The following is a 20,843-nucleotide window of genomic DNA, read 5'->3' on the forward strand; positions in this document are numbered from 1 at the left end:
CTTTCATGTGTATGCTAATAATTCCTCGAACGGGTCAGCCTTCTTCTGCGGGATATTCTCACGGTGATACGGCCTCGCGCTTCCTGAGACTGCCCGCAGTACTGTGCGCTCTTCATTCTCCGCTAACATCGGGACAACTGTTGACGAGTCAATCTCACACGCGAATGATATATCCTTGCTGTACCCTATCTGCGTCAAGTACTGCGCGTGATTCGATTTCCTGACGCATGACTCTGTGTCGTTTCCGCTTGCCTGCCACAAAGTGAGAGCGATTCTTGCGCTGTCTGACATTATGACTTCTCCGCGCCTCAATAAATCCTCAATGACTGCCCCGGCGCATAGGGTATCTTCCCATGAGGGGCGGCCTTTCCTGCCTGAGCAAAGAATCCCGACACGAGTCCCAATCGTCAAAGCGTAATCGACACACGCAGAATAATTCCTGAGACTTACGGCCATGACAGGACAGCCGGACGACTCAGCCTCAAGCAATGCGCCTGTTCCGTTTGTTGTTGACATTACACCGCAGTAATGCTCCCGGATTATGTCATAATTCAGGTCAAGCGGAGAGTTTCCCATGTCGAAACCTTCAGGGGGGATTCCGTTCACCTCGCCCATGAGAAGAGGAGATGACCCCCGCGCTTTGAGTTCAGCGACAAGATTCCGCGCCTCATCGGGGGATTTCACCGGGTAAAGCTCAGTCCCGCCAAGCTCAAACCAGCGTGTCATTACGGTAGTCGCCCGGAGAACGTCAATAACCATCCACAAATCAGCGGACGGAAGATAGTTTTTTCCTCCCCCGCCCGCGAAAACTAAATCAGCCTCGTATTTTTCCCTCATGAATCAATACGCTTTCGCAAAAACTGTGAGCCTTGCGCCGTCATTGCCCGTGATGATACATTTGCCCGTGTCATTCCCCGGCAAAACCACGCGGGGAGTCGCGCCGGTTTCCTCTCGGATTCGTGTCTCATCGTCCTTAGTGCCTCCGAAATATGCCCGGACGAATCCGCCCTTGTCCGCGATAATTTCTTTCAACTCGTCATATGTCGCTGCGTCATGAGTATTTGCTTCCCTGAAGTCTTTTGCGCGTGTGAAAAGATTAGCTTGTATATCGTCAAGAGTTTTTATCACAGTCGGAATTATGTCGTCATTTCTCACGTCAATTTTTGCTCCTGTGTCCCTGCGTACAAGTCTGACAGTCCCGGCCGCTAAATCTTTCTCGCCAAGCTCAAGCCGTAACGGGACTCCCTTCTGAAGGTGCGCGAAAAATCTATCTCCCGGCCTCATGTGGAAGTCAGTATCAACTTTCGTATACATTCCGCCTAATTCCGCGTCAAGTTTTTCTGACAGCTCTTTGGCTTTCGGGAGAATGTCATTTGCGGCGACTGCCTCATCTTTCGAGATGGGAAGAATTACGGCCTTCACGGGAGCGATTCGGGGAGGAATTACGAGTCCGTCATCGTCCGAGTGTGTCATGATAAGCGCGCCGATAGAACGAGTCGAGAGTCCCCAGCTTGTAGTCCAGCAGTAAGACAATTCGCCGTCCCTGTTCTGATACTGAATCTCGAAAGCCTTGGCGAAATTCTGTCCGAGAAAATGACTCGTTGCTGACTGTAACGCCTTTGTGTCGCTCATCATTGCCTCGCATGTGTACGTGTCTTCAGCTCCGGGGAATCTTTCTCCCGCTGTCTTTTCGCCCGAAAGCACCGGCACCGCTAATTCTTCCTCAAGCACCTTCCTGTAGACGTTAAGCATTCTGATAGTTTCCTCGCGGGCTTCCTGCTCTGTTTCGTGTGCTGTGTGTCCTTCCTGCCATAGAAATTCGGACGTTCGCAGGAACAGGCGCGGGCGTTTCTCCCAGCGCATTACGTTGCACCACTGATTAATGAGAACAGGAAGATCCCGCCATGACTGTATCCACTTTGAGTACATGTAGCCGATAACGGTCTCTGATGTCGGGCGGACTGCGTAAGGCTCTTCGAGTTTCTCGCCGCCTGCGTGCGTAACCATAGCCAGCTCCGGGGTGAATCCCTCTACGTGTTCGGCCTCTTTGCGGAAAAATGAGTCGGGGATAAGGAGCGGGAAATATGCGTTTACGTGGCCGGTCTTCTTGAACTCAGCGTCAAGTTTGGCCTGTATATTTTCCCAGAGCGCATAGCCTGTCGGACGTATCACCATACAGCCTCGAACGGGGGCATAATCTGCGAGTTCCGCCGCTTTGATTACGTCAAGATACCACTGCGAATAGTTTTCTTTTCTCGGTGTGATGTTTCGTGCCAATTTCTATTTGTCCTCCTTTTGTGTTTGCCAGATTGTTTTTACTCCGCCGTCCGCGCAAATTTCAGCAATCTCGTAAACGCTTTTTGTTACGGCAGAAAGTTTCCCTATAGTCTGTTTCACGGCGATTTCCCAGAGAGTAACGATGCTCACATAGACATTATCACTGCTGAATATGATTTCCCTTGCGGTGTCAGATAATTTCTTGTCCCCTGTCATGTGCCAGACTAATGCGCAGGTGTCAAGCAGATATTTCATACAACGGCCTCCTGTGGTACAGCAGAGTTGCGTTCTGCCGCTTCCCTCAGCTTCTTAAGCTCGCTGGAAAACACAAGCTCCATAGGGTCGTCAAAATCATCCGCAACTTTAATTTTGCCTCTCAGCAGTCCCGGCAAATCCCGCGGCTTTCCTCTTGGCTTGTCAGGCTGTCCGAGACTCACAGGGCATTCGCTAAGGAATCTCATGTAGTGTATCAGCTCCGACAGCTTGAAATCCGGAACAGTCTCAAGAGCGAGCGCGGCTTCTTCCCTCAGTGTCATAATTAACTCCCCTCCTTTACGTTATCTGCCAGAGTGTTTTTACTCCGCTGTAGCGCGGGATAATTTCATCACTTGTGAGAATCGTATATCCCTCTTCAATTGCTGAGGCGATTATGATTCTGTCGAACGGGTCGCGGTGTATCAATGGCAATTGCTTTATGCGCTCGAAGTACCTGCACTCTAACGGAAGAACGGTAATTTTTTCCTCCCTGCATTTGTCTTCAAGCTCAAAGCTCGTCATAGGCAGGCTGATTTTCCCGGTTGTCTGCTTTATTGCAATCTCCCACAATGTGGCTTGGCTGAGATAAATATTCTCGCTGGTGTCTATTATCTCCCTCACTGCCTCCGGAAGTCTGCCGCTGGTCTCTATGTACCATATGAACGCGCATGTATCAAGCAAATACATCAGACTGCGACCTCCTGCAATTTTTCCTGTCTGTTTCCGCGCATGGCCTCAAGCACCCGCATTTCATCAGGCGAAACAAATTCCATCGGATCACCGAAATCATCAGACATCCAGATTTCTCCTTTAACCCATCCGCCCGAACGATACTGCTTTCCCTTCCGGACTTCCGCAGTTCTCTCCTTCTCCGAGCTTGCTATGAGGTAGCGTGCGAAATCCATAACCTCATGCCATTTTCCCGCCGGCACTGCCTCAAGAACCTTCAAATCTTCCTCACTCAGTATCATCTTTCTCCCTCCTTCCTACGGCAAAGGATAATGATCCCATATCGGCACACCCAGGAAAAATCCCGTCTTCAGTTCCTCAGAGCCGTACATTATTGCCAGCTTCATGTCGATTATGTTGTTCGGGAAATTCACGGCAAGCCCTACTTCCCACGGAGCGTCTATCTTTCCCCAGCCCTTGTCCATAGCATAGCCCCAGCTCGCGAAAATCTCACCCGCCAAGACTCCGACCGCCGTTCGGTTAAGTATCTTCCTGAAAGCTAGGTTAGCCCAGAACATTCGCTCGGCCTCAATGGGATTCGCCGCCACAGAGTAAAGCTCCTCAGCCGCCCCCAAGTACACCGCGTGCGCTCTCCTGTTCATGTCGCCCTCAGCAAAACCAAGACGCAGATACGTCCTCCAAAGGCTCGAAACATCAAGCGGCTTGAAGTAAGTCAGCCTGTAATTTATCTCGTCAAAGCTCGGCCACCAGGCATTGACCTTCCACGCATAGCCCCTCGTAGGGTCTGAAGGCATGTCAAGAGTGTCATATTCCGCAAAGAACGTAAGACCGCCAGATTCCGTGCCGTCTTTTGTTGAAATTGCGTTCCCGTCAACATGCTCATACGCATATCCGAATCCCATATTGACATCGCCCAGCGTGAAAAGCCGCGCAATTCCCGTCGCGTATCTGTCCCAGTCCCGGAGGTGGTCATCTTCCCCGGCAGGCCGCCAGTTTTGTGCGCTGAATGTGAACTGCCATCCGTCCATAGGCTGAGGGGCTGTCTGATATGTCAGGTCAAATCCCCACTGCTCTCCGATTTTCGCCACGCCCACAAGTGAGTCATACTCCGACAAAATTCCGTTCAGCTCGCCTTTCAGGTAAAGCCATCTGTTTGGGTGAAGGTTTGTCGTGTAACCTGAAATCCCCGCTTTAATCTCAGGGGACCTCCTCACGTCAATACGCACAAGGACATCTCCCGAAGCCGTCCGCCCTAACTGGTAGTCCGCCATGTCAATACCGACTGATTCCGAAAGCCTGTCGAGGCCGTCAGCTATCTTCTTGTCGTCCACTGGCTTGCCTATCCATCGCAGCATTCTTTTCCGCACAAGCTCGGCCATTTTCGGCGGAAGTCCGTGAACTTCAACATCACCGACAATATTATTCTGCTTACTTTCTTCCTTCTTCAGCGTGAAAAGCTCCGGGCCTGTCTCGGAGAGTGCTTTTATCTCGTCAAGATGTTTCATTGCCTCTTCAGTGCCAAGCGCGATTACTATTTCAGGGTCTACATTGTCAAGCGTACCCATCCCGGAAACATCCGGCTTCAGCAGTATATCCGCCGCTAATGCTTCCTCGTCTGTCGTACGCCTCATCAGAATCGTCAATGACTGATTCAGCACATCCATGTATGAATTTACTTTGCTTTCCATCGCCCCGGAAATGTCGACTGCTACAATCGGTACGCCGGGGAATAATTCTTTGGCGGTGTAAACAGGAAGGTTTGAGACTATTCCGCCGTCAACAAGAAGATGATCATCAATCTTCCACGGCTCGAACACCATCGGAATCGACATTGATGCCCTCATTGCCGCCGCTAAGTTGCCTTCTTTGAGGACTACTTTCTCCCCGGTGTTTATGTCCGTCGCAACTGCCGCATACGGTATAGGGAGGTTGTGAAAATCCGTCTCGGTAACATGCTTCATGAGCTGGGAAAAATACCTGAACAGCTTATCCCCCGTTAAGAGTCCTTTAGGCCCTACCTGCCCTTCCTGCTTCTTGTAGGTCAGAAGGCTGACGGTGTTTGTCTTTGCGCGTCTGTCGTTGCCCGTGAAGACGAACATAGGCCCGGTGTTTTCGCTGAGGAGGCTGGGAAGGTCTAACTCCTTCAAGATTCTGTGCATGTCCCTTGTTGAGTACCCGCTCGCCCTCAAAGCCCCCATCAAAGCACCCATGCTCGTGCCGACAATCCCGACAATCTCGACTCCGTTTAGCTCTAACGTCTCCATGACTCCCAAGTGAGCGAATCCCTTTGTCCCTCCGCCCGAAAGAACGAGAACGACTCCCGCGTCCCCCTGAATCGGAGTCATTGCTATAATCACCGCGGCCATGAATGCGAATATACAGCGTCTGAACATGAAAATTATTCCTCCCTCTTAATGTGAAAAACGGCTCCGGCCCATTCAGACCAGAACCGCCCGGTTGATTTCATCTGCGATATGCGAAACTGTTACAGGCTAGTCAATTTTGAACGACAGCACAAGATAAAGCCCCCCTGACGGCTGAAGCTCAAAAGGAAGCGTGAAGCTCCTCATGCCGTTGTCCTCTTTCGTTACGTTCCTGATATTTTCCCCTACGATTAATTGCGGCGGCGTTACGTCTACAGTACCCAGTGCGCTCTGAACCAATGCGCGCCCGCCTATCATGTTAGACAGCTCGCCTATTACGCTCATTGATACGTCATCGCCTAACTGAGGCATTATCATTCCGCCCGACATGGCTTTGATGATGTTGTCGAAGCCGTCCTTGTTAAGCATGATATTGACAGTTCCGCGTGAGCCTACGCCGACGACTCCAATTAAGGCGGTTGTGCAGATATTGCCGACTTTTATTCCCGGGGAAACTTTTGACTTGTTGAGGGTGATATTAAGCCCTACTTCTCGCCCTACGGAAAGAACAGCCGATGCAAAACTATTTACCAGAGCGATTAGTTTATCGTTACCGGCCATCTGAAATTAATCTCCCTCCCTGTAATTTATATTGTCATTGGAATTTGAATTTGCATTATTATAGCTTATTCCCGCGTATATCTCTATATTCTTTCAGCCCGCGCAGAGCCACAGCCCACGCCGCTAAATCATCAATCACTCTCGGCGGGACTCTCATCCCCTCCGGCAGAAGACGCACGAAAATTCCCGGCCTGTGAAGCCTCCAATAGAGACTCCGCGCTTCAAGCGTCGTGTTCCTCTCGTCAACCGTAATAATCTCATGGCCGACAATCTTTCTCACTCGCTCCGTGAAAGCCCTGCCAGTAGTCCCGTTCCCAATCACGATAAATTTCACGCGGGACATTATTCCGTCAGCAAAAGAAATATCACCCTCAATGACATACGGCGAGAAGTCCGCAAAAAATTTCTCTGTCTCCTCTGTCGGAAATATCCCGGACATCACTAACTCCCCGTCAAGACTCACGAACGCGAATCCGGTTTTGTCCCTCCCCGGGTCAAACCCTAAGGCTATACCGTCTTCCCTAATGTGTATTGCCATCTGTCAAGAAGCCAGAGCCATTGACCGGGACGCTCCTTTATGAGGCTCTCTATATGCTCGTTGCAGAGTCTTATACTTGCGGGAATGTCCTCGCCGAACGGCCTGCCGTTAATGTCGTTCATGTCGCTGAGTATTCCGTGAAGCCGTATGTGATGCCGTGAAGGGTGCTTAATGTCGCGCCAGTGTACCCCGTGAATTATAGGGCAGCGGAATTTTCGGTACAGCTTGATGATACCCTCGTGAGTCCGCGCAGGGAGTCCGAGAAATTCGGAGGGGATTCCGTCCTGCCGTGCATCTAAGTCCTGCATAATCACAAGAACTTCCCCGGCCTTCAGAACGCGGAATATTTCCCGCAGGCCCGTATCACTGTCAATCATGGCCATGTGCGAAATGTTTTCCCTTGTTGACATTATGACCGACTCGACTCCTTTGTCCCTTTGAGGAGTGTAGACCGCGTGAAGGTGAAAGCCCTCGTGAATGACTCTTGCCGCGGCGTATTCCCAGTTGGCGTAATGCTGGCACATGAGGATTGCCCCGTTCCCCCGCGACAATGCCGAGCGCAAAACGTCAATGCTTTCTGCGGGAAACTCTACAAGCTCATTGATACGTGATATGACTTTGGGCAGGCGGATAAATTCTGCGGCTGACATTCCGAGATTGGCGAACGAGTCCCGGATTATTCCGCGTGATATTGTTACGCCGACTCCCAGAGACGAAACGCACCGCGCCTCGCACCTGTCTGTTGTCTTCCATAAAATGAGACGGAGAACCCGCCCGATGAATTTCCCGAAGGCAAGCGCGAAATTATGAGGCATGATTCGAATCAGTCCGACAAAAAATTTCAGCGTGATTAATTTCCTCCTGATGAAAATTTTTCTCATAATATCATGTAAAATTACCATGTATATTTTCACGGGGAGAGTTTTCCATGTCGCTCAGAGAATGCAAAGTCTGCAAATCGCTTTATGATGATGAAACCTTCATAGGCACGACAGAAATATGCCACGACTGCCGCATGAGGCTTGAAGGAACTTATGCCCGAATCCACAACTACATACGCGAAACAAAAGACATCGACCCCGCCAAGATAATGGAAGCAACAAAGACAACTCCCGCCGAAATGGAGATAATTCTTGAGCTTGGCTGGATGGAGCGCGATATTCAGACCTACACCGACACAGTAACAGAGCGCAGAAAGTTAGCGAAGGAATTTGCCGAGGAGCTTGCGAAAATGGTCGAACATCACAAGGCGACTACATACGGCGGAGTTTACCAGCGTTATAAAAACAGGCGCAAGAGGAAAAAATAACACGGAGGGGATAAAGAATGCCATTAACAGAGTGCAGATTATGCCGGAGAATCTATAACGGCTTTGAGGGTCAGCGTGTCTGCGGGAACTGTATACGCAGGCTTGAGGAAATATACGGGCGCGTTCACGAGTATATGCGCGACAATCAGGACAAGGATTTTGACCTTGAGACTCTCGCCGATGATATGGAGATAAGCCCTGTTGATATTCAGGCTCTCGTTGACCTGGGATATATTGAGCGGGACTTGCAGACCTACAGCCGCGAAAAGAAAGGCTCACGGCAGAAATTAGCGGAGGCGATTAACGCGGAGGCCGAGAAACTCAAACGCAACATCAATACATACGGCGGAGTCCTTTACGCCCGGGACAGTCAGAACAAGAAGAATGACGGTCGGCACTATGTTTACGACACCCAGAAGCGGAAATGATGACTCAGACTCTAATCATCGCGGGGATTCTCGGAGCGTGTCTCGGCTCGTTCCTGAACGTAGTCGCGCACAGAAGCATTCAGGGGCGTTCATGGCGGGGGAATGAGCGTTCAGCCTGCGAGTCATGCGGCCATGTGCTAGGGGTGATTGAGCTTGTCCCGGTAATATCATGGCTCATACAGCGGGGAAGGTGCCGACACTGCGGGGCGAAAATTTCTGCGCGTTATATCATCGTTGAAGTAATCTGCGCGGCTCTTGCCGTAACAATAATATACCGCTGGCGGCTGACATGGGCGGCACTGATTGCGGGAATTGGGACTTGCGGGCTTGTCTTGAACTCTCTGACGGACTACGAGTCGGGAGATGTCTTTGACGTTTTCGCGGTTGCGCCCGGGATTGTGTGCCTATTGCTGAGGATTGCGGGAGGATTTCCGGCGGTGCTTGACGGACTCGCGGGGGCTGTTTCGGGCTGGGCGGTCTTTGCGGTGATAATCGTGCTTTCACGCGGCGGAATGGGCTGGGGCGATGCTGTATTCATGGCCGGGATCGGTGCGGCTATGGGCTTGAAGTTCACGCTCTTTGCGTTCTACGCGGGAATAATGTCCGGGGGCTTCTGGGTGATACTGATGATGATAATCGGCCGTCTTCACTGGGGAAGGGGAGAGTCGATTCCGTTAGTGCCGTTTCTGTCAATAGGCTGCTTTCTGACGATGATATTCGGCCCGGAGATTTTCGCGTATCTTGGCGGGCGTATGTTGTCGCCGGAAATATTTTCGGTATCATGGCCGTTTGCGGCTGTAAATTAATGAGGAGGTCAAAAAATGATTCGTGATGTAACAGGAGTAGAGGCTGAGAATTTAGCGGGCGGAAAAGGGAAGGCAATGCGCTATGTGATAGTGCCGCCGGAGGAGCTTAACGGACACGGGAGACTCTATGCGCGGATAGTGCTTGCGCCGGGGTCTTGCGTGGGATGGCATCAGCATGTCAACGACACAGAGCCGTACTACATTCTGCGCGGTGAGGGCGACTTCATCGAGGGAGACTCGGAAAACGACAAGAGGCGGACTCATGTTCACGCGGGGCAGGTGTGCGTGATTCGCGTGGGTCAGTGGCATTCACTGGAGAATAATTCTGATGATGAGCTTGAATTTATTGCGCTTATCTACAACAAGCCGGGCTATCTGAATTAGGACGGGCAAGCAGAAAATAATATGTATTCGCTTTCAGAGTTATTCAGGAACTCAACGCATGATGACTCGGCCTTCACACCCGGAACAGTTCACGCGGTCGAGTCCATGATTTACACGAAAGAACAGCGCGGGAAAATTATCCCCTTCATCAAGTGCATAATCCGCAAAAAGGAAATACGCCTGAACCCGGAAGAAGCCGTCAGACAGCTATACATTTACAGGCTGATTCATGAGTATGGATATGACCCGGAAAATATCAGGCTTGAACACGGAATAAATTTCGGGCGTGAAATCAAGCGCGCTGACATTGTGATATTCGAGAAGGATCACCCGAACTCGGAATATATCATTGTCGAGGTCAAGAAGCCAAACTCACGCGACGGAAAAGCACAGCTCAAATCATACTGCAATGCTTCAGGCGCAATAATGGGAGTCTGGACTAACGGGCAGGATTTCGCATACTATCACCGCAAAGACCCAAATTATTTCGAGAACATACCCGACATACCCAAAGCAAAGCAGAAACTCCGCGACATTCTCCGGGAACGCTGGACAATCTCAGACCTTGAAGCAAAAGACAGGCTCAGGGACGGCCATAAATCATTGACCGGGCTGATTCAGGAAATGGAAGACGAGGTATTAGCCAACGCCGGAGTCGATGTTTTCGAGGAAGTGTTCAAGCTGATATACACGAAACTTTTTGACGAAATGCAAAGCGGGCGGGACAAGTCGCGTATTCTTGAGTTCAGGAATTACGGCGACACAGACTCTGACCTCAAAGCAAACATTCAGGCACTCTTCAAGCAGGCTATGCGGAAATGGCCGGGAGTCTTCAACGACAACGACACAATATCATTGACCCCCTCGCATTTGTCCGTTTGTGTCTCGGCTCTGCAAAGCGTCAAGCTCTTCAACTCTAATCTTGATGTCATTGATGACGCATTCGAGTACCTCATGAGCAAGTCAAGCAAGGGCGAGAAAGGGCAGTTTTTCACCCCGCGTTATGTTATCGATATGTGCGTGAGAATGCTCAATCCCAAAAAGAACGAGTCAATGATTGACACCGCGGCAGGCTCATGCGGATTCCCCGTTCACACAATATTTCACGTGTGGAAAAATATTCTTGCCGAAAAGGGAATCGAACAGAGTCATTTGTTCACAGCGGAAGAAAAGCCCCCGGAGTGTCAAGAGTACGTGAAGGATAAAGTTTTTGCCATTGACTTTGACGAAAAAGCCGTGAGAGTCGCTCGTACGCTTAACCTTATAGCCGGAGACGGGCGGACAAATGTACTTCACCTTAACACGCTGGATTACGGACGCTGGGAGGAGACAATAAAGCCGCGGGCATGGCAGAAAATCTACAGTGAAGGCTGGCTCAGGTTTACGGATTTCTGCGGCACTGAAGAGGATTACGGCAATTTTGCGTTTGATATTGTCATGGCTAACCCTCCTTTTGCGGGCGACATCAAAGAGGGCAAAATCATATCCCGCTATGAACTCGCAAGAGACGCAAAAGGCAAATACGCGCAGAGAATCGGACGGGATATATTATTCATTGAGCGCAATATTCATTTCCTGAAACCCGGCGGAAGAATGGCAATAGTACTCCCGCAGGGACGCTTCAACAATTCGAGCGACAAATACATTCGGAGCTTCATTGCGAGGGAGTGCAGGATTCTGGCGGTAATCGGGCTTCATGAAAACGTCTTCAAGCCTCACACAGGCACAAAGACTTCTGTGCTGTTCGTGCAGAAATGGGATGATGATTTATGCCCGCACCGTGAAGATTACCCGGTGTTTTTCGCGACAATGAGGAAGCCGGGGAAGGACAATTCCGGCGGGAAAATTTACGTAAGGGACTCAGACGGGCATATACTGAGGGACGCGCATAATCACCCGGTTGTTGATCATGATCTGTATAATCACGAGGGCTTGACTCAGGACGGAATAGCGGAGGCGTTCATAGAGTTTGCGAAAAGGGAGGGATTAAGTTTTTTCGGTGATGCCCGCTTCTCTGAGGAACGTTACGGGGAATTAGTGAGCGGGCTTGAAGTGAGTGAAGTGATGTTGAGCAGGCTTGAGAATTATTTTACGCTTGGTGCAGAATATTACGCAAAAGGCTATGTGTATGCGGCTTGCAAAGTTCAGGCTTGCAGGAAGTCAGAAACTCTTGGCAATATGTCTCAAATAATTACGGACGGCGATCACGATTCACCAGAATATTTTGATGATGGCATTCCGTATCTTTTGAGTGAGACTGTACAGACGGGATATATAGACAAAAGCAAAATACGCTACATAACGCTGGAAAAACATGAAACCTTGCGAAAATCTGCAACACGTCCGCGAGATGTATTAGTTACAAAAACGGGTGTATATTTCGGAAAAAGTGCTGTTACGCCTGACGATATACAAGAAGCTAATATGAGTTCACATGTTGCTATGATACGGCTTAAAGATGAATATAATCCCTATTTTGTCTCGGCGTTTCTGAATTGTAATTACGGCTATTCACAGTTACGCAGGAGGGGAGTAAAGGCCACGCGCCCCGAAATAGCATTACTTGAATTTGACGATATACGAGTCCCGAAAATGTCCGACGAATTTGACTCGCTCATAGAATCAATAACCCGTCAGGCCATGACCGCAATAGCCGACTCCGAATCCCTCTACGCCCGCGCACAATCAATCCTCAATGACGCAATACACTTCACCCCCTCGGCGCATTCAGACTCAAATATCACTGCCGTATCATTCTCGCAGGTCTTCAGCGCAGGACGTATGGACGCGGAATACTTCATGCCCAAATATGACGAACTCTTAGCGCACCTTGAGACCCTCCCGGCAAAACGTCTCGGCGAAATCGTAACTATCACGAAATCCATCGAACCCGGCAGCGAATGTTACAGCACAGAAGGAATACCCTTTATCCGTGTCAGCGACATCACAGAGACAGGCATAACACCTCCGGCAATACGAATCCCTTGGACATCTGAGAATGAGAAACTTTACCCGAAGAAAGATACTATCTTGTTGTCGAAGGACGGCACTATAGGAATTGCGTACAAAGTTGACTCTGATATGGAGGCTGTAACATCGGGGGCGTTGCTTCATTTGCGTGTTACTGACTCTGAAGTCATGCCGGATTATCTTGCGCTTGTGCTTAATTCAGAGGCTGTGCGCTTGCAGGCCGAACGCGATTCCAATGGAGCAATCATAAAACACTGGAAGCCCGGCGACATTGCCCGCACCGTTATTCCAATATTCGACTCACAGACTCAGCAGTCAATCTCCGAACATGTCCGCGACTCTTTCGCCCTCAGAAAAGAATCCGAACGCCTCATAGCCCTTGCAGTAAAATCCGTTGAACTCGCTGTAGAACATGACGAAAACGCAGCAATGAATCTCATAACGCAGTCAGAATAATTCACAGCAGGGAATTGACATTAACGGCTTGTATTTGCTAAGATTGTCAGGCTGTTTTTCCACAGACAAAATTTCAGGAAGGAGGGGAAATCTGCTGTCAATAGGGCGGTGAATTTCAGCCCGAAAAGTTACAGGAATAATTTTGACAGCGGAGACTTGTGCCGACAATTAATCAGTTAGTGCGGTTAGGCCGCGAGGAAAAGAAGAGCAAGAGCAATTCTCCGGCATTGCAGGGGAATCCGGCCCGCAGGGGAGTCTGCACCAGAGTGTACACGATAACCCCTAAGAAGCCCAATTCAGCGTTGCGGAAAGTTGCGCGTGTGAGACTCACAAACGGCATCGAAGTAACGTCATATATTCCCGGAATCGGCCATAACTTACAGGAACACTCAGTAGTCCTTGTGAGGGGCGGAAGGGTTAAGGACTTGCCCGGCGTCCGTTACCATATAATCAGGGGTACGCTTGACTGCGGAGGCGTTGAGAACCGCAAGAGAAGCCGCTCAAAGTATGGCGCACGCAGGCCGAAAGCCAATTAGGGAGGATTTCTGAATCATGCCGAGAAAAGGACATATCAAGAAGCGCGAGCCTCAGCCCGATGTGAGATTCCATAACGCCGCGGCGGGAAGGTTTATCAGCGCATTGATGATGGGAGGAAAACGCAGCACAGCCGAGAGAATATTTTACGGCGCACTTGAAGGAGCTGCGGAAAAGTTAGGCGTTGAACCCTTTGAGGTTTTCGAGAAGGCAATGGCAAACGTTACGCCGAACATTGAAGTACGTCCCCGCCGTGTAGGTGGCGCAACGTATCAGGTTCCCGTTGAAGTTACGCCGGAGCGCGGAGTCCAGCTCTCTATACGCTGGATAGTCTCATATGCCCGTGCCAAAAAGGGAATGCCTATGGGTGAAAGGCTCATGCGTGAGTTGATGGATGCATACAAGAACGAGGGAGCTTCAATCAAGCGCCGTGATGACACACACAGAATGGCGGAAGCTAACCGGGCATTTGCACATTACCGCTGGTAGTCTGAAAGAAAAATTTATTTGTGCAGGTGTTAGTTTTTGCAGGATATTAGCAAGGTAAGAAACATAGGAATAGCAGCCCATATCGATGCCGGAAAAACTACGACCAGCGAGAGAATCCTCTATTACACGGGGAGTAATTACAAGGTCGGAGAAGTTCATGAAGGCAACGCGACAATGGACTGGATGGAGCAGGAGCGCGAGAGGGGAATAACAATAACCTCAGCAGCTACTACATGTGCGTGGAAGGGTCATACTATCAATCTTATTGATACGCCAGGCCACGTGGATTTTACAGCGGAAGTAGAGCGGTCATTGCGCGTACTTGACGGAGTCGTGGCGGTGTTCTGCGCGGTAGGAGGTGTAGAGCCTCAGTCCGAAACAGTATGGCGGCAGGCGGACAAATACGATGTTCCGAGAGTGGCATTCGTCAATAAAATGGACAGAATCGGCGCTGATTTCCCGTCAGTAGTGAAGGCCATGCGCGAAAAGTTAGGGGCAAACGCAATCCCGATACAGTTACCGATAGGCGCGGAGGACGATTTTCAGGGCGTTGTTGACCTCATAGAGCAGAAAGCGTATTACTTCCCCGGCGTTCTGGGACAGCCTCCGAGAGAGGGAACAATTCCCCCGGAGCTGGCGATGGCGGCCAAAGAGGGAAGAGACAAGATAGTGGAATCCCTTTCGGATTTCAGCGATGACATAATGATGCTCTATCTTGAGGGAAAACCCGTAAGCCCGGAATTAATCCGCAAGACTATGCGCGAGGCCGTAATCAGCCTGAAGGCAGTCCCGGTATTGTGCGGTTCGGCGTTCAAGAACAAGTGCGTAGAGCCTCTGCTTGACGCGGTTGTGGAATATCTGCCGAGTCCTGTTGACCTTCCTGCGGTGAAAGGATTTTTGCCGACTGACCCGGAAAAAGTTGTTGAGAGACACAGCAGTGTTGACGAGCCGTTTTCGGCGTTAGCGTTCAAGGTGGCTGTAGATCCGTTCTTGGGAAAAATATATTTCCTCCGTGTTTATTCGGGGAAAATGGACAAGGGCGGGGCGTTGTACAATCCTACATCGAGGCAGAAAGAGCGAATCGGGCGCATAATGAGAATGCACTCAAACAAGCGCGAGGACATCGATTCAATGGAAGCCGGAATGATTGTAGCAGTGCCATCACTGAAGGCCACAAGGACAGGCGACACGCTTTGCGACGAGTCAAAGCCGATTGTGCTTGAGAGTCTCGAATTTCCTGAGCCGGTTATATCTCTGGCAGTTGAACCCGCGACTCAGCAGGACAAAGTGAAGCTGTCGAAAGGACTCAACGCTCTTGCGGATGAGGATCCGACATTCAGAGTCCATAATGACGAGGAAAGCGGCCAGACGGTAATATCAGGCATGGGAGAATTGCACCTTGAGATTATTGTTGACAGGCTCAAGCGTGAGTTTGGCGTTGACGTGAAAGTCGGAAATCCGCAGGTCTCCTACCGCGAGGCAATCAGGAAACCGGCGCGGGCTGAAGGCAAGTATATACGTCAGTCAGGCGGTCGCGGCCAGTACGGTCATGTAGTGTTTGAGATTGAACCGATTGAAGGCGGAAAGTTCGAGTTTGAGGATAAGATTGTCGGCGGAGCGATCCCGAAAGAATTTATCGCCGCTGTAGAGAAAGGACTCGAAGAGGCTGTGCAGTCGGGCGTTCTCGGAGGCTACCCCGTAATAGGCGTGAAAGTTGCGCTTGTTGACGGAAGTTATCACGAGGTTGACAGCTCGGAGATGGCGTTCAAGATTGCCGCGTCAATGGGATTCAAAGAGGCCATGAAGAAGGCTGACCCCGTACTCATGGAGCCGGTGATGAAAGTTGAAGTAACAACGCCGGAAGAATACTTAGGGGACGTAATCGGCGACCTGTCATCGAGGCGCGGACGCATTGACGGAATGGAAATGAAAGCCAACGCCCGCGAGGTGAAAGCCTTTGTCCCGCTTGTAGGAATGTTCGGTTACGCAACGGACTTGAGGAGCAAGACTTCAGGACGGGCAAATTACTCAATGGAATTTGACCATTACGAGCAGACTCCCGCAGAAGTCAGCGAAAAGATTTTGCAGGGAAGAATTTAACAAAGTAAGGAGTTAATAAAAATGGCAAAAGAAAAGTTTGAGCGCACCAAGCCTCATTTGAATATCGGTACAATCGGGCATATCGACCACGGCAAAACGACACTCACGGCGGCAATCACAAAATGCCTTGCCACTGAGAATTTCGCGGAGTTCACAGCGTATGACATGATCGACAAAGCCCCCGAAGAGAGAGAGCGCGGAATCACAATCAACATCGCGCACGTTGAGTATCAGACACCGAAGAGGCACTACGCGCACATCGACTGCCCCGGGCACGCTGACTACATCAAGAACATGATTACGGGAGCCGCACAGATGGACGGCGCAATCCTCGTAGTTTCAGCGGCTGACGGCCCTATGCCTCAGACTCGTGAGCATGTACTTCTTGCGCGTCAGGTCAACGTTCCCGCGCTTGTCGTCTTCATGAACAAGACAGACCAGGTTGACGACCCCGAACTTCTTGACCTCGTAGAGATGGAAGTCCGCGAGCTTCTCAACAAGTACGAGTTCCCCGGCGATGACATCCCGATTATTCGCGGCTCTGCGCTTGAAGTCCTCGAAAAAGGCACGGGCAAGAAGGACGATCCCATCTGCAAGCCGATATTCGATCTTATGGACGCTTGCGACAACTACATTCCCGACCCCGTTCGCGAAATCGACAAGCCCTATCTTATGCCGATTGAGGACGTTTTCACCATTTCAGGACGCGGCACGGTTGTTACAGGAAGAGTCGAGCGCGGCGTAATCAATGCGGGCGAGGCTGTTGAAATCGTCGGAATGAGCAGAGACACTCAGAAGACAGTCGCAACATCACTCGAAATGTTCAGGAAGATTCTTGACAGCGCAGAGGCAGGAGACAACGTAGGCGTATTGTTACGCGGCATCGACAAGAACGAAGTCCAGCGCGGACAGGTTCTTGCCAAGCCCGGCACCGTTACTCCTCATACGAAATTCAAGGGCGAAGTTTACGTACTGAAGAAAGAGGAAGGCGGCCGTCATACACCGTTCTTTGCGGGCTACAAGCCTCAGTTCTACTTCAGGACAACAGACGTTACCGGCAACATCAAACTTCCTGAGGGTGTCGAAATGGTAATGCCCGGCGACAACGCAACATTCGAGGTTGAGCTGATTGTGCCTATAGCGATGGAAGAGGGACTCCGCTTCGCAGTTCGCGAGGGCGGACACACAGTAGGCGCGGGAGTCGTAACCCAGATAATCGAGTAAATCATCATGGCACGCAAAATCCGCATACGTCTGAAGTCATTTGATCACAGGGTCTTAGACATCTCGGCGGCACAAATTGCAGAGACGGCGCAGTCAACAGGGGCGAGGGTTTCAGGGCCGATTCCGCTTCCTACAGAGGTGGGACGGATTACGATCCTGAAATCCCCCCACAAGGACAAAGATGCCCGCGAGCAGTTCGAGATGAGGACTCACAAGAGGCTTATAGACATAATCGAACCGACACAGAGGACAATGGACGCGCTTATGCAGCTTAATTTAGCGTCAGGCGTGGACATTCAGATAAAATTTTAGGCGTAAGGAGCATATAAATTATGTCAATTGGGATTCTGGGGAAAAAACTCGGAATGACACAGATTTATGACTCAGAGGGACAGGCCGTAGCTGTTACGGTCGTCCTTGCCGGGCCGTGTTCTGTTGTCGCTCTGAGAACCCCTGAACAGAACGGATATTCCGCCGTTCTTCTCGGTTTCGGGGCTGTGAAGGCTGCGAAGCTGTCCAAAGCGCAGAGGGTCATGTTCGAGAAACTGAAACTTGAACCCAAGAAAACACTTCGGGAATTTCGTCTTGATGATGTGAAAGGCTATGAAGTCGGCCAGGAACTGAAAGCGGATCTCTTTGAGGCGGGCGAGAAAATAAACGTCAAAGGCATCTCAAAGGGTAAAGGTTTCGCGGGCGTAATCAAGCGTCATCATTTCGGGGGTCAGCAGTTCAGTCATGGTACGTCAGTCGAACACAGGCACGGAGGCTCAAGCGGTGCAATTTCGTATCCCGGCAGAGTGTTTCCCGGCAAGAGGATGCCCGGCCACATGGGAAGCGACAAAGTAACCGTGAAGAATCTCACAGTCATGGCCGTAGACGCTGAGAACAATTTACTTCTCGTAAAAGGTGCAGTACCGGGCGCGAAAAACAGCCTGCTTGCCCTCTACAAGAAAGCATAAGGGGGAAAAAGATACTATGCCTTTCGTAAAAGTATATGAGTTCAGCGGCGACAGGGCCGGGGAAATGGAGCTTTCGTCAGCAGTGTTTGACGTTCCTGTGCATATGCCCGCGATTCATCAGGTAGTTGTGGCTCACCTTGCGAATTGCCGTCAGGGTACTCACAGCACAAAGACACGCGGCGATGTTTCCGGCGGAGGCAAAAAGCCTTGGAGACAGAAGCACACAGGCCGGGCGCGTCAGGGTAGTACACGCTCGCCGATTTGGGTACACGGCGGTGTAGCACATGGCCCGCACCCTAGGGACTATCATCAGAAAGTCAACAAGAAGGTTATGCGTCTTGCGCTGAGAAGCGTTTTGTCCGACAAGGTACGCGAAGAGTTGATGGCTGTCGTGAAAGGTTTTGACGCAATCGAGAAGCCCTCTACAAAGGCCGTGAAGAATCTTTTTGACGCACTCGGATTCGGAAAAACGTTAGTCATCTATCATAACAACGGCGTGAATGTAGTCCGCTCGGTGAGGAATCTTCCCGGCGCAAAGTGCATCAACGTCGCAAGCATTAACGTTTATGACATTCTGAACGCAAAGAATCTGATTGTTACTCCCGAAGCTGTAGCGAAAATTGAGGAGGTTTATTCAAGATGAATCTGACCGCTCACGACATAATCATACGCCCTGTAATCACGGAGAAATCAAGCTCACTGATGGCGATGAACAAATACACGTTTGAGGTTCACAAGAGCGCGAACAAGATTCAGATTCGCAATGCCGTTGAGGAAGTCTTCAATGTGAAAGTAGACGGAGTGAACACAATCAACGTGAAGGGCAAAATCCGCAGGCGCGGAAGGGCAGTAGGCTACACGCGCTCATGGAAGAAAGCTATCGTTGCCCTCAAGCCGGATCAGCACATAGAGTTCTTCGAGGGTGCATCGATATAAAGTAGGAGAAAACGGAACATGTCAATCAAACAGTTTAAGCCGTATACAGCCGCCCGCCGCCACATGTCGATTCAGGGGCGCGAGGACATTACGGCAGACAAGCCGGAACGCTCGTTAGTCGTCCATCTCCGCAAGCATGGAGGCAGAAACAACACAGGCCGAATCACCATGCGCCATATCGGAGGGGGCAGCAGGAGAGCTTACCGCATAATAGATTTCAAGCGCGACAAAATCGGCATTCCCGGAAAAGTTGCAACGATCGAATATGACCCTAACCGCAACGCAAGAATCGGACTGGTACATTATGCTGACGGTGAGAAACGCTATATCATCATGCCGAAAGACCTCAATGTCGGCGATGTGATTTTCTCAGGCCCTGAGAGCGACATTACCCCCGGAAATGCGTTGAAGCTCAAGGACATTCCTGTAGGCACTTTCATTCACAACATCGAGCTTCAGCCCGGAAACGGCGCAAAACTCGTGAGGGCAGCAGGAACTTCCGCACAGCTCATGTCGAAAGAGGGCAAATACGCCTATATCAGAATGCCGAGCAGTGAATTACGCTTAGTGCTTCTTGAGTGCATGGCTACGGTCGGGCAGGTCGGTAATGAAGACTACGACAATATTTCGTGGGGCAAAGCCGGAAAAACCCGCTGGAAGGGTCGCAGGCCGTCAGTAAGAGGTATGGTAATGAACCCCGTAGATCACCCGATGGGCGGCGGTGAAGGAAAATCGAAATCCAACAAGCACCCCGTATCACCTTGGGGGACTCCCGCGAAGGGTTACAGGACACGCAAGCGCAAGCCGTCAGACAGGCTTATTATCCGCAGGCGTTATGACAAGTAGAAGGAGCTGAAAAATAAATGCGCTCAAGTAAGAAAGGGCCTTTTGTTGAACAGAGGCTCCTCGACAGAATCGAAGCTATGAACGTCTCCGGCGCAAAGAAAGTAATCAAAACATGGTCAAGGCGTTCAATGATAGTGCCTCAGATGATAGGACACACAATCGCTGTGCATAACGGGAAAATGCACCTTCCTGTTTACATCAGCGAGAACATGGTGGGGCATAAGCTGGGCGAGTTCGCTCCGACAAGAAGATTCGGGCATCACGCAGGCCAGGACAAAAAGAAGTAGGTGTGAACAATGGCAGACATTAAGACAGCAGTAGCAAAGACGAAAAACGCCAGAATATCACCGTACAAAGTCCGTCAGGTTCTTGCGCTGATACGCGGAAAATCAGCCGAACGCGCACAGGTAATACTGAAATTCAGCGACAAGAGAGCCGCAGGGATAATCCTCAAGGTTCTGAACAGCGCAATGGCGAACGCAGAACACAATTACGGCATGGACATGGACAAGCTGTATGTTCACGAGGCATTTGCGGATCAGGGGTCGGTAATGAAGAGATTCAGACCCGTATCAATGGGCCGCGCTCATCCCTACGTCCACAAATTAACGCACATAACGGTGAAACTCTGCGAACGTCAGCAGGAGGCAAAATAGAG

General features: G+C 50.6%; 26 protein-coding genes. 16 read left to right on the forward strand and 10 right to left on the reverse strand.

Annotation, left to right across the window (positions count from 1 at the left end):
• Positions 1-3: 3 nt before the first annotated feature.
• The 10 genes from IKQ95_07795 to IKQ95_07840 form a co-directional block, all read right to left on the reverse strand.
• The gene (locus IKQ95_07795; protein ID MBR4196595.1) at positions 4-837 is read right to left on the reverse strand and encodes a 2-phosphosulfolactate phosphatase; all 834 of its coding nucleotides are present in this window, start codon (positions 835-837) and stop codon (positions 4-6) included.
• A gap of 3 nt (positions 838-840) precedes the next feature.
• Positions 841-2,277: a proline--tRNA ligase gene (locus IKQ95_07800; protein ID MBR4196596.1), complete on the reverse strand. Its 1,437-nt coding sequence runs from the start codon at positions 2,275-2,277 to the stop codon at positions 841-843.
• 3 nt (positions 2,278-2,280) lie between these two features.
• Positions 2,281-2,532, reverse strand: a complete 252-nt coding sequence (locus tag IKQ95_07805) for a PIN domain-containing protein (GenBank protein ID MBR4196597.1) — start codon at positions 2,530-2,532, stop codon at positions 2,281-2,283.
• Positions 2,529-2,813, reverse strand: coding sequence for a DUF2281 domain-containing protein (locus IKQ95_07810; protein MBR4196598.1), 285 nt, complete (start codon positions 2,811-2,813; stop codon positions 2,529-2,531). Before IKQ95_07810 ends, IKQ95_07805 begins: the two co-directional genes overlap by 4 nt.
• 16 nt (positions 2,814-2,829) lie before the next feature.
• Positions 2,830-3,219, reverse strand: coding sequence for a type II toxin-antitoxin system VapC family toxin (locus tag IKQ95_07815; GenBank protein MBR4196599.1), 390 nt, complete (start codon positions 3,217-3,219; stop codon positions 2,830-2,832).
• Complete coding sequence (locus IKQ95_07820) at positions 3,219-3,503, reverse strand: DUF2281 domain-containing protein (protein ID MBR4196600.1); 285 nt, start codon at positions 3,501-3,503, stop codon at positions 3,219-3,221. The genes IKQ95_07815 and IKQ95_07820 overlap by 1 nt, the downstream gene beginning before the upstream one ends.
• A 15-nt stretch (positions 3,504-3,518) precedes the next feature.
• Entirely contained in the window at positions 3,519-5,615 is a 2,097-nt protein-coding gene (locus IKQ95_07825; GenBank protein MBR4196601.1) for a patatin-like phospholipase family protein, read from the reverse strand.
• Between the two features lie 99 nt (positions 5,616-5,714).
• Positions 5,715-6,206: a chemotaxis protein CheX gene (locus tag IKQ95_07830; protein ID MBR4196602.1), complete on the reverse strand. Its 492-nt coding sequence runs from the start codon at positions 6,204-6,206 to the stop codon at positions 5,715-5,717.
• A 58-nt stretch (positions 6,207-6,264) separates the two neighbouring features.
• Positions 6,265-6,744 carry an endonuclease gene (locus IKQ95_07835; protein ID MBR4196603.1) on the reverse strand — a complete coding sequence of 160 codons (480 nt, stop codon included), beginning with the start codon at positions 6,742-6,744 and terminating at the stop codon, positions 6,265-6,267.
• Positions 6,714-7,646, reverse strand: a complete 933-nt coding sequence (locus tag IKQ95_07840) for a lysophospholipid acyltransferase family protein (GenBank protein MBR4196604.1) — start codon at positions 7,644-7,646, stop codon at positions 6,714-6,716. Before IKQ95_07840 ends, IKQ95_07835 begins: the two co-directional genes overlap by 31 nt.
• A gap of 26 nt (positions 7,647-7,672) precedes the next feature.
• On the opposite strand from IKQ95_07840, the gene IKQ95_07845 reads away from it, so the two are divergent.
• The 16 genes from IKQ95_07845 to rplV all read left to right on the forward strand — a co-directional run bounded on the left by IKQ95_07845 (position 7,673) and on the right by rplV (position 20,841).
• Positions 7,673-8,053, forward strand: a complete 381-nt coding sequence (locus IKQ95_07845; GenBank protein MBR4196605.1) for a hypothetical protein — start codon at positions 7,673-7,675, stop codon at positions 8,051-8,053.
• Positions 8,054-8,070: 17 nt separating this feature from the next.
• A complete protein-coding gene (locus IKQ95_07850) occupies positions 8,071-8,481 on the forward strand; it encodes a hypothetical protein (protein ID MBR4196606.1) in 411 nt (136 codons plus the stop codon).
• Positions 8,478-9,287 carry a prepilin peptidase gene (locus IKQ95_07855; GenBank protein MBR4196607.1) on the forward strand — a complete coding sequence of 270 codons (810 nt, stop codon included), beginning with the start codon at positions 8,478-8,480 and terminating at the stop codon, positions 9,285-9,287. The genes IKQ95_07850 and IKQ95_07855 overlap by 4 nt, the downstream gene beginning before the upstream one ends.
• Before the next feature lie 15 nt (positions 9,288-9,302).
• Entirely contained in the window at positions 9,303-9,671 is a 369-nt protein-coding gene (locus IKQ95_07860) for a cupin domain-containing protein (GenBank protein ID MBR4196608.1), read from the forward strand.
• Positions 9,672-9,692: 21 nt separating this feature from the next.
• Positions 9,693-13,097: an N-6 DNA methylase gene (locus IKQ95_07865; protein MBR4196609.1), complete on the forward strand. Its 3,405-nt coding sequence runs from the start codon at positions 9,693-9,695 to the stop codon at positions 13,095-13,097.
• A 158-nt stretch (positions 13,098-13,255) separates the two neighbouring features.
• A complete protein-coding gene (rpsL, locus tag IKQ95_07870) occupies positions 13,256-13,633 on the forward strand; it encodes a 30S ribosomal protein S12 (protein ID MBR4196610.1) in 378 nt (125 codons plus the stop codon).
• 16 nt (positions 13,634-13,649) lie between these two features.
• Complete coding sequence (gene rpsG / locus IKQ95_07875) at positions 13,650-14,120, forward strand: 30S ribosomal protein S7 (GenBank protein MBR4196611.1); 471 nt, start codon at positions 13,650-13,652, stop codon at positions 14,118-14,120.
• Between the two features lie 36 nt (positions 14,121-14,156).
• Positions 14,157-16,220 (forward strand): elongation factor G, encoded by a 2,064-nt coding sequence (fusA, locus tag IKQ95_07880; GenBank protein MBR4196612.1) that lies wholly within the window; start codon positions 14,157-14,159, stop codon positions 16,218-16,220.
• A gap of 21 nt (positions 16,221-16,241) precedes the next feature.
• The gene (gene tuf / locus IKQ95_07885) at positions 16,242-17,444 is read left to right on the forward strand and encodes an elongation factor Tu (protein MBR4196613.1); all 1,203 of its coding nucleotides are present in this window, start codon (positions 16,242-16,244) and stop codon (positions 17,442-17,444) included.
• Between the two features lie 6 nt (positions 17,445-17,450).
• Positions 17,451-17,756: a 30S ribosomal protein S10 gene (rpsJ, locus tag IKQ95_07890; protein ID MBR4196614.1), complete on the forward strand. Its 306-nt coding sequence runs from the start codon at positions 17,451-17,453 to the stop codon at positions 17,754-17,756.
• A gap of 20 nt (positions 17,757-17,776) precedes the next feature.
• Positions 17,777-18,403, forward strand: a complete 627-nt coding sequence (gene rplC, locus IKQ95_07895) for a 50S ribosomal protein L3 (protein ID MBR4196615.1) — start codon at positions 17,777-17,779, stop codon at positions 18,401-18,403.
• Positions 18,404-18,419: 16 nt separating this feature from the next.
• Entirely contained in the window at positions 18,420-19,046 is a 627-nt protein-coding gene (gene rplD, locus IKQ95_07900; GenBank protein MBR4196616.1) for a 50S ribosomal protein L4, read from the forward strand.
• On the forward strand, positions 19,043-19,339 hold the full coding sequence (gene rplW / locus IKQ95_07905) for a 50S ribosomal protein L23 (GenBank protein ID MBR4196617.1): 297 nt from the start codon (positions 19,043-19,045) through the stop codon (positions 19,337-19,339). Before rplD ends, rplW begins: the two co-directional genes overlap by 4 nt.
• A gap of 18 nt (positions 19,340-19,357) precedes the next feature.
• Entirely contained in the window at positions 19,358-20,185 is an 828-nt protein-coding gene (gene rplB, locus IKQ95_07910) for a 50S ribosomal protein L2 (GenBank protein ID MBR4196618.1), read from the forward strand.
• Between the two features lie 17 nt (positions 20,186-20,202).
• Positions 20,203-20,472, forward strand: coding sequence for a 30S ribosomal protein S19 (gene rpsS, locus IKQ95_07915; GenBank protein MBR4196619.1), 270 nt, complete (start codon positions 20,203-20,205; stop codon positions 20,470-20,472).
• Between the two features lie 9 nt (positions 20,473-20,481).
• A complete protein-coding gene (gene rplV / locus IKQ95_07920) occupies positions 20,482-20,841 on the forward strand; it encodes a 50S ribosomal protein L22 (GenBank protein ID MBR4196620.1) in 360 nt (119 codons plus the stop codon).
• Positions 20,842-20,843: the final 2 nt, after the last annotated feature.

The organism is Synergistaceae bacterium (assembly GCA_017540085.1).
In the GTDB taxonomy this organism is placed as follows: Bacteria; Synergistota; Synergistia; order Synergistales; family Aminobacteriaceae; genus JAFUXM01.

What these genes read in the sequence shown, in the direction of transcription:
- rplV (MBR4196620.1), top strand. Translation starts at nt 20,482, where the DNA reads ATGGCAGACATTAAGACAGCAGTAGCAAAGACGAAAAACGCCAGAATA.
- IKQ95_07830 (MBR4196602.1), bottom strand. Translation starts at nt 6,206, where the DNA reads ATGGCCGGTAACGATAAACTAATCGCTCTGGTAAATAGTTTTGCATCG.
- IKQ95_07855 (MBR4196607.1), top strand. Translation starts at nt 8,478, where the DNA reads ATGATGACTCAGACTCTAATCATCGCGGGGATTCTCGGAGCGTGTCTC.
- IKQ95_07810 (MBR4196598.1), bottom strand. Translation starts at nt 2,813, where the DNA reads ATGACACTGAGGGAAGAAGCCGCGCTCGCTCTTGAGACTGTTCCGGAT.
- IKQ95_07865 (MBR4196609.1), top strand. Translation starts at nt 9,693, where the DNA reads ATGTATTCGCTTTCAGAGTTATTCAGGAACTCAACGCATGATGACTCG.
- rpsJ (MBR4196614.1), top strand. Translation starts at nt 17,451, where the DNA reads ATGGCACGCAAAATCCGCATACGTCTGAAGTCATTTGATCACAGGGTC.
- rplW (MBR4196617.1), top strand. Translation starts at nt 19,043, where the DNA reads ATGAATCTGACCGCTCACGACATAATCATACGCCCTGTAATCACGGAG.
- rpsG (MBR4196611.1), top strand. Translation starts at nt 13,650, where the DNA reads ATGCCGAGAAAAGGACATATCAAGAAGCGCGAGCCTCAGCCCGATGTG.
- IKQ95_07845 (MBR4196605.1), top strand. Translation starts at nt 7,673, where the DNA reads ATGTCGCTCAGAGAATGCAAAGTCTGCAAATCGCTTTATGATGATGAA.
- rplD (MBR4196616.1), top strand. Translation starts at nt 18,420, where the DNA reads ATGCCTTTCGTAAAAGTATATGAGTTCAGCGGCGACAGGGCCGGGGAA.
- IKQ95_07835 (MBR4196603.1), bottom strand. Translation starts at nt 6,744, where the DNA reads ATGGCAATACACATTAGGGAAGACGGTATAGCCTTAGGGTTTGACCCG.
- rpsS (MBR4196619.1), top strand. Translation starts at nt 20,203, where the DNA reads ATGCGCTCAAGTAAGAAAGGGCCTTTTGTTGAACAGAGGCTCCTCGAC.
- rplC (MBR4196615.1), top strand. Translation starts at nt 17,777, where the DNA reads ATGTCAATTGGGATTCTGGGGAAAAAACTCGGAATGACACAGATTTAT.
- IKQ95_07860 (MBR4196608.1), top strand. Translation starts at nt 9,303, where the DNA reads ATGATTCGTGATGTAACAGGAGTAGAGGCTGAGAATTTAGCGGGCGGA.
- IKQ95_07840 (MBR4196604.1), bottom strand. Translation starts at nt 7,646, where the DNA reads ATGGTAATTTTACATGATATTATGAGAAAAATTTTCATCAGGAGGAAA.
- IKQ95_07795 (MBR4196595.1), bottom strand. Translation starts at nt 837, where the DNA reads ATGAGGGAAAAATACGAGGCTGATTTAGTTTTCGCGGGCGGGGGAGGA.
- IKQ95_07820 (MBR4196600.1), bottom strand. Translation starts at nt 3,503, where the DNA reads ATGATACTGAGTGAGGAAGATTTGAAGGTTCTTGAGGCAGTGCCGGCG.
- IKQ95_07825 (MBR4196601.1), bottom strand. Translation starts at nt 5,615, where the DNA reads ATGTTCAGACGCTGTATATTCGCATTCATGGCCGCGGTGATTATAGCA.
- rplB (MBR4196618.1), top strand. Translation starts at nt 19,358, where the DNA reads ATGTCAATCAAACAGTTTAAGCCGTATACAGCCGCCCGCCGCCACATG.
- tuf (MBR4196613.1), top strand. Translation starts at nt 16,242, where the DNA reads ATGGCAAAAGAAAAGTTTGAGCGCACCAAGCCTCATTTGAATATCGGT.
- IKQ95_07850 (MBR4196606.1), top strand. Translation starts at nt 8,071, where the DNA reads ATGCCATTAACAGAGTGCAGATTATGCCGGAGAATCTATAACGGCTTT.
- IKQ95_07815 (MBR4196599.1), bottom strand. Translation starts at nt 3,219, where the DNA reads ATGTATTTGCTTGATACATGCGCGTTCATATGGTACATAGAGACCAGC.
- IKQ95_07805 (MBR4196597.1), bottom strand. Translation starts at nt 2,532, where the DNA reads ATGAAATATCTGCTTGACACCTGCGCATTAGTCTGGCACATGACAGGG.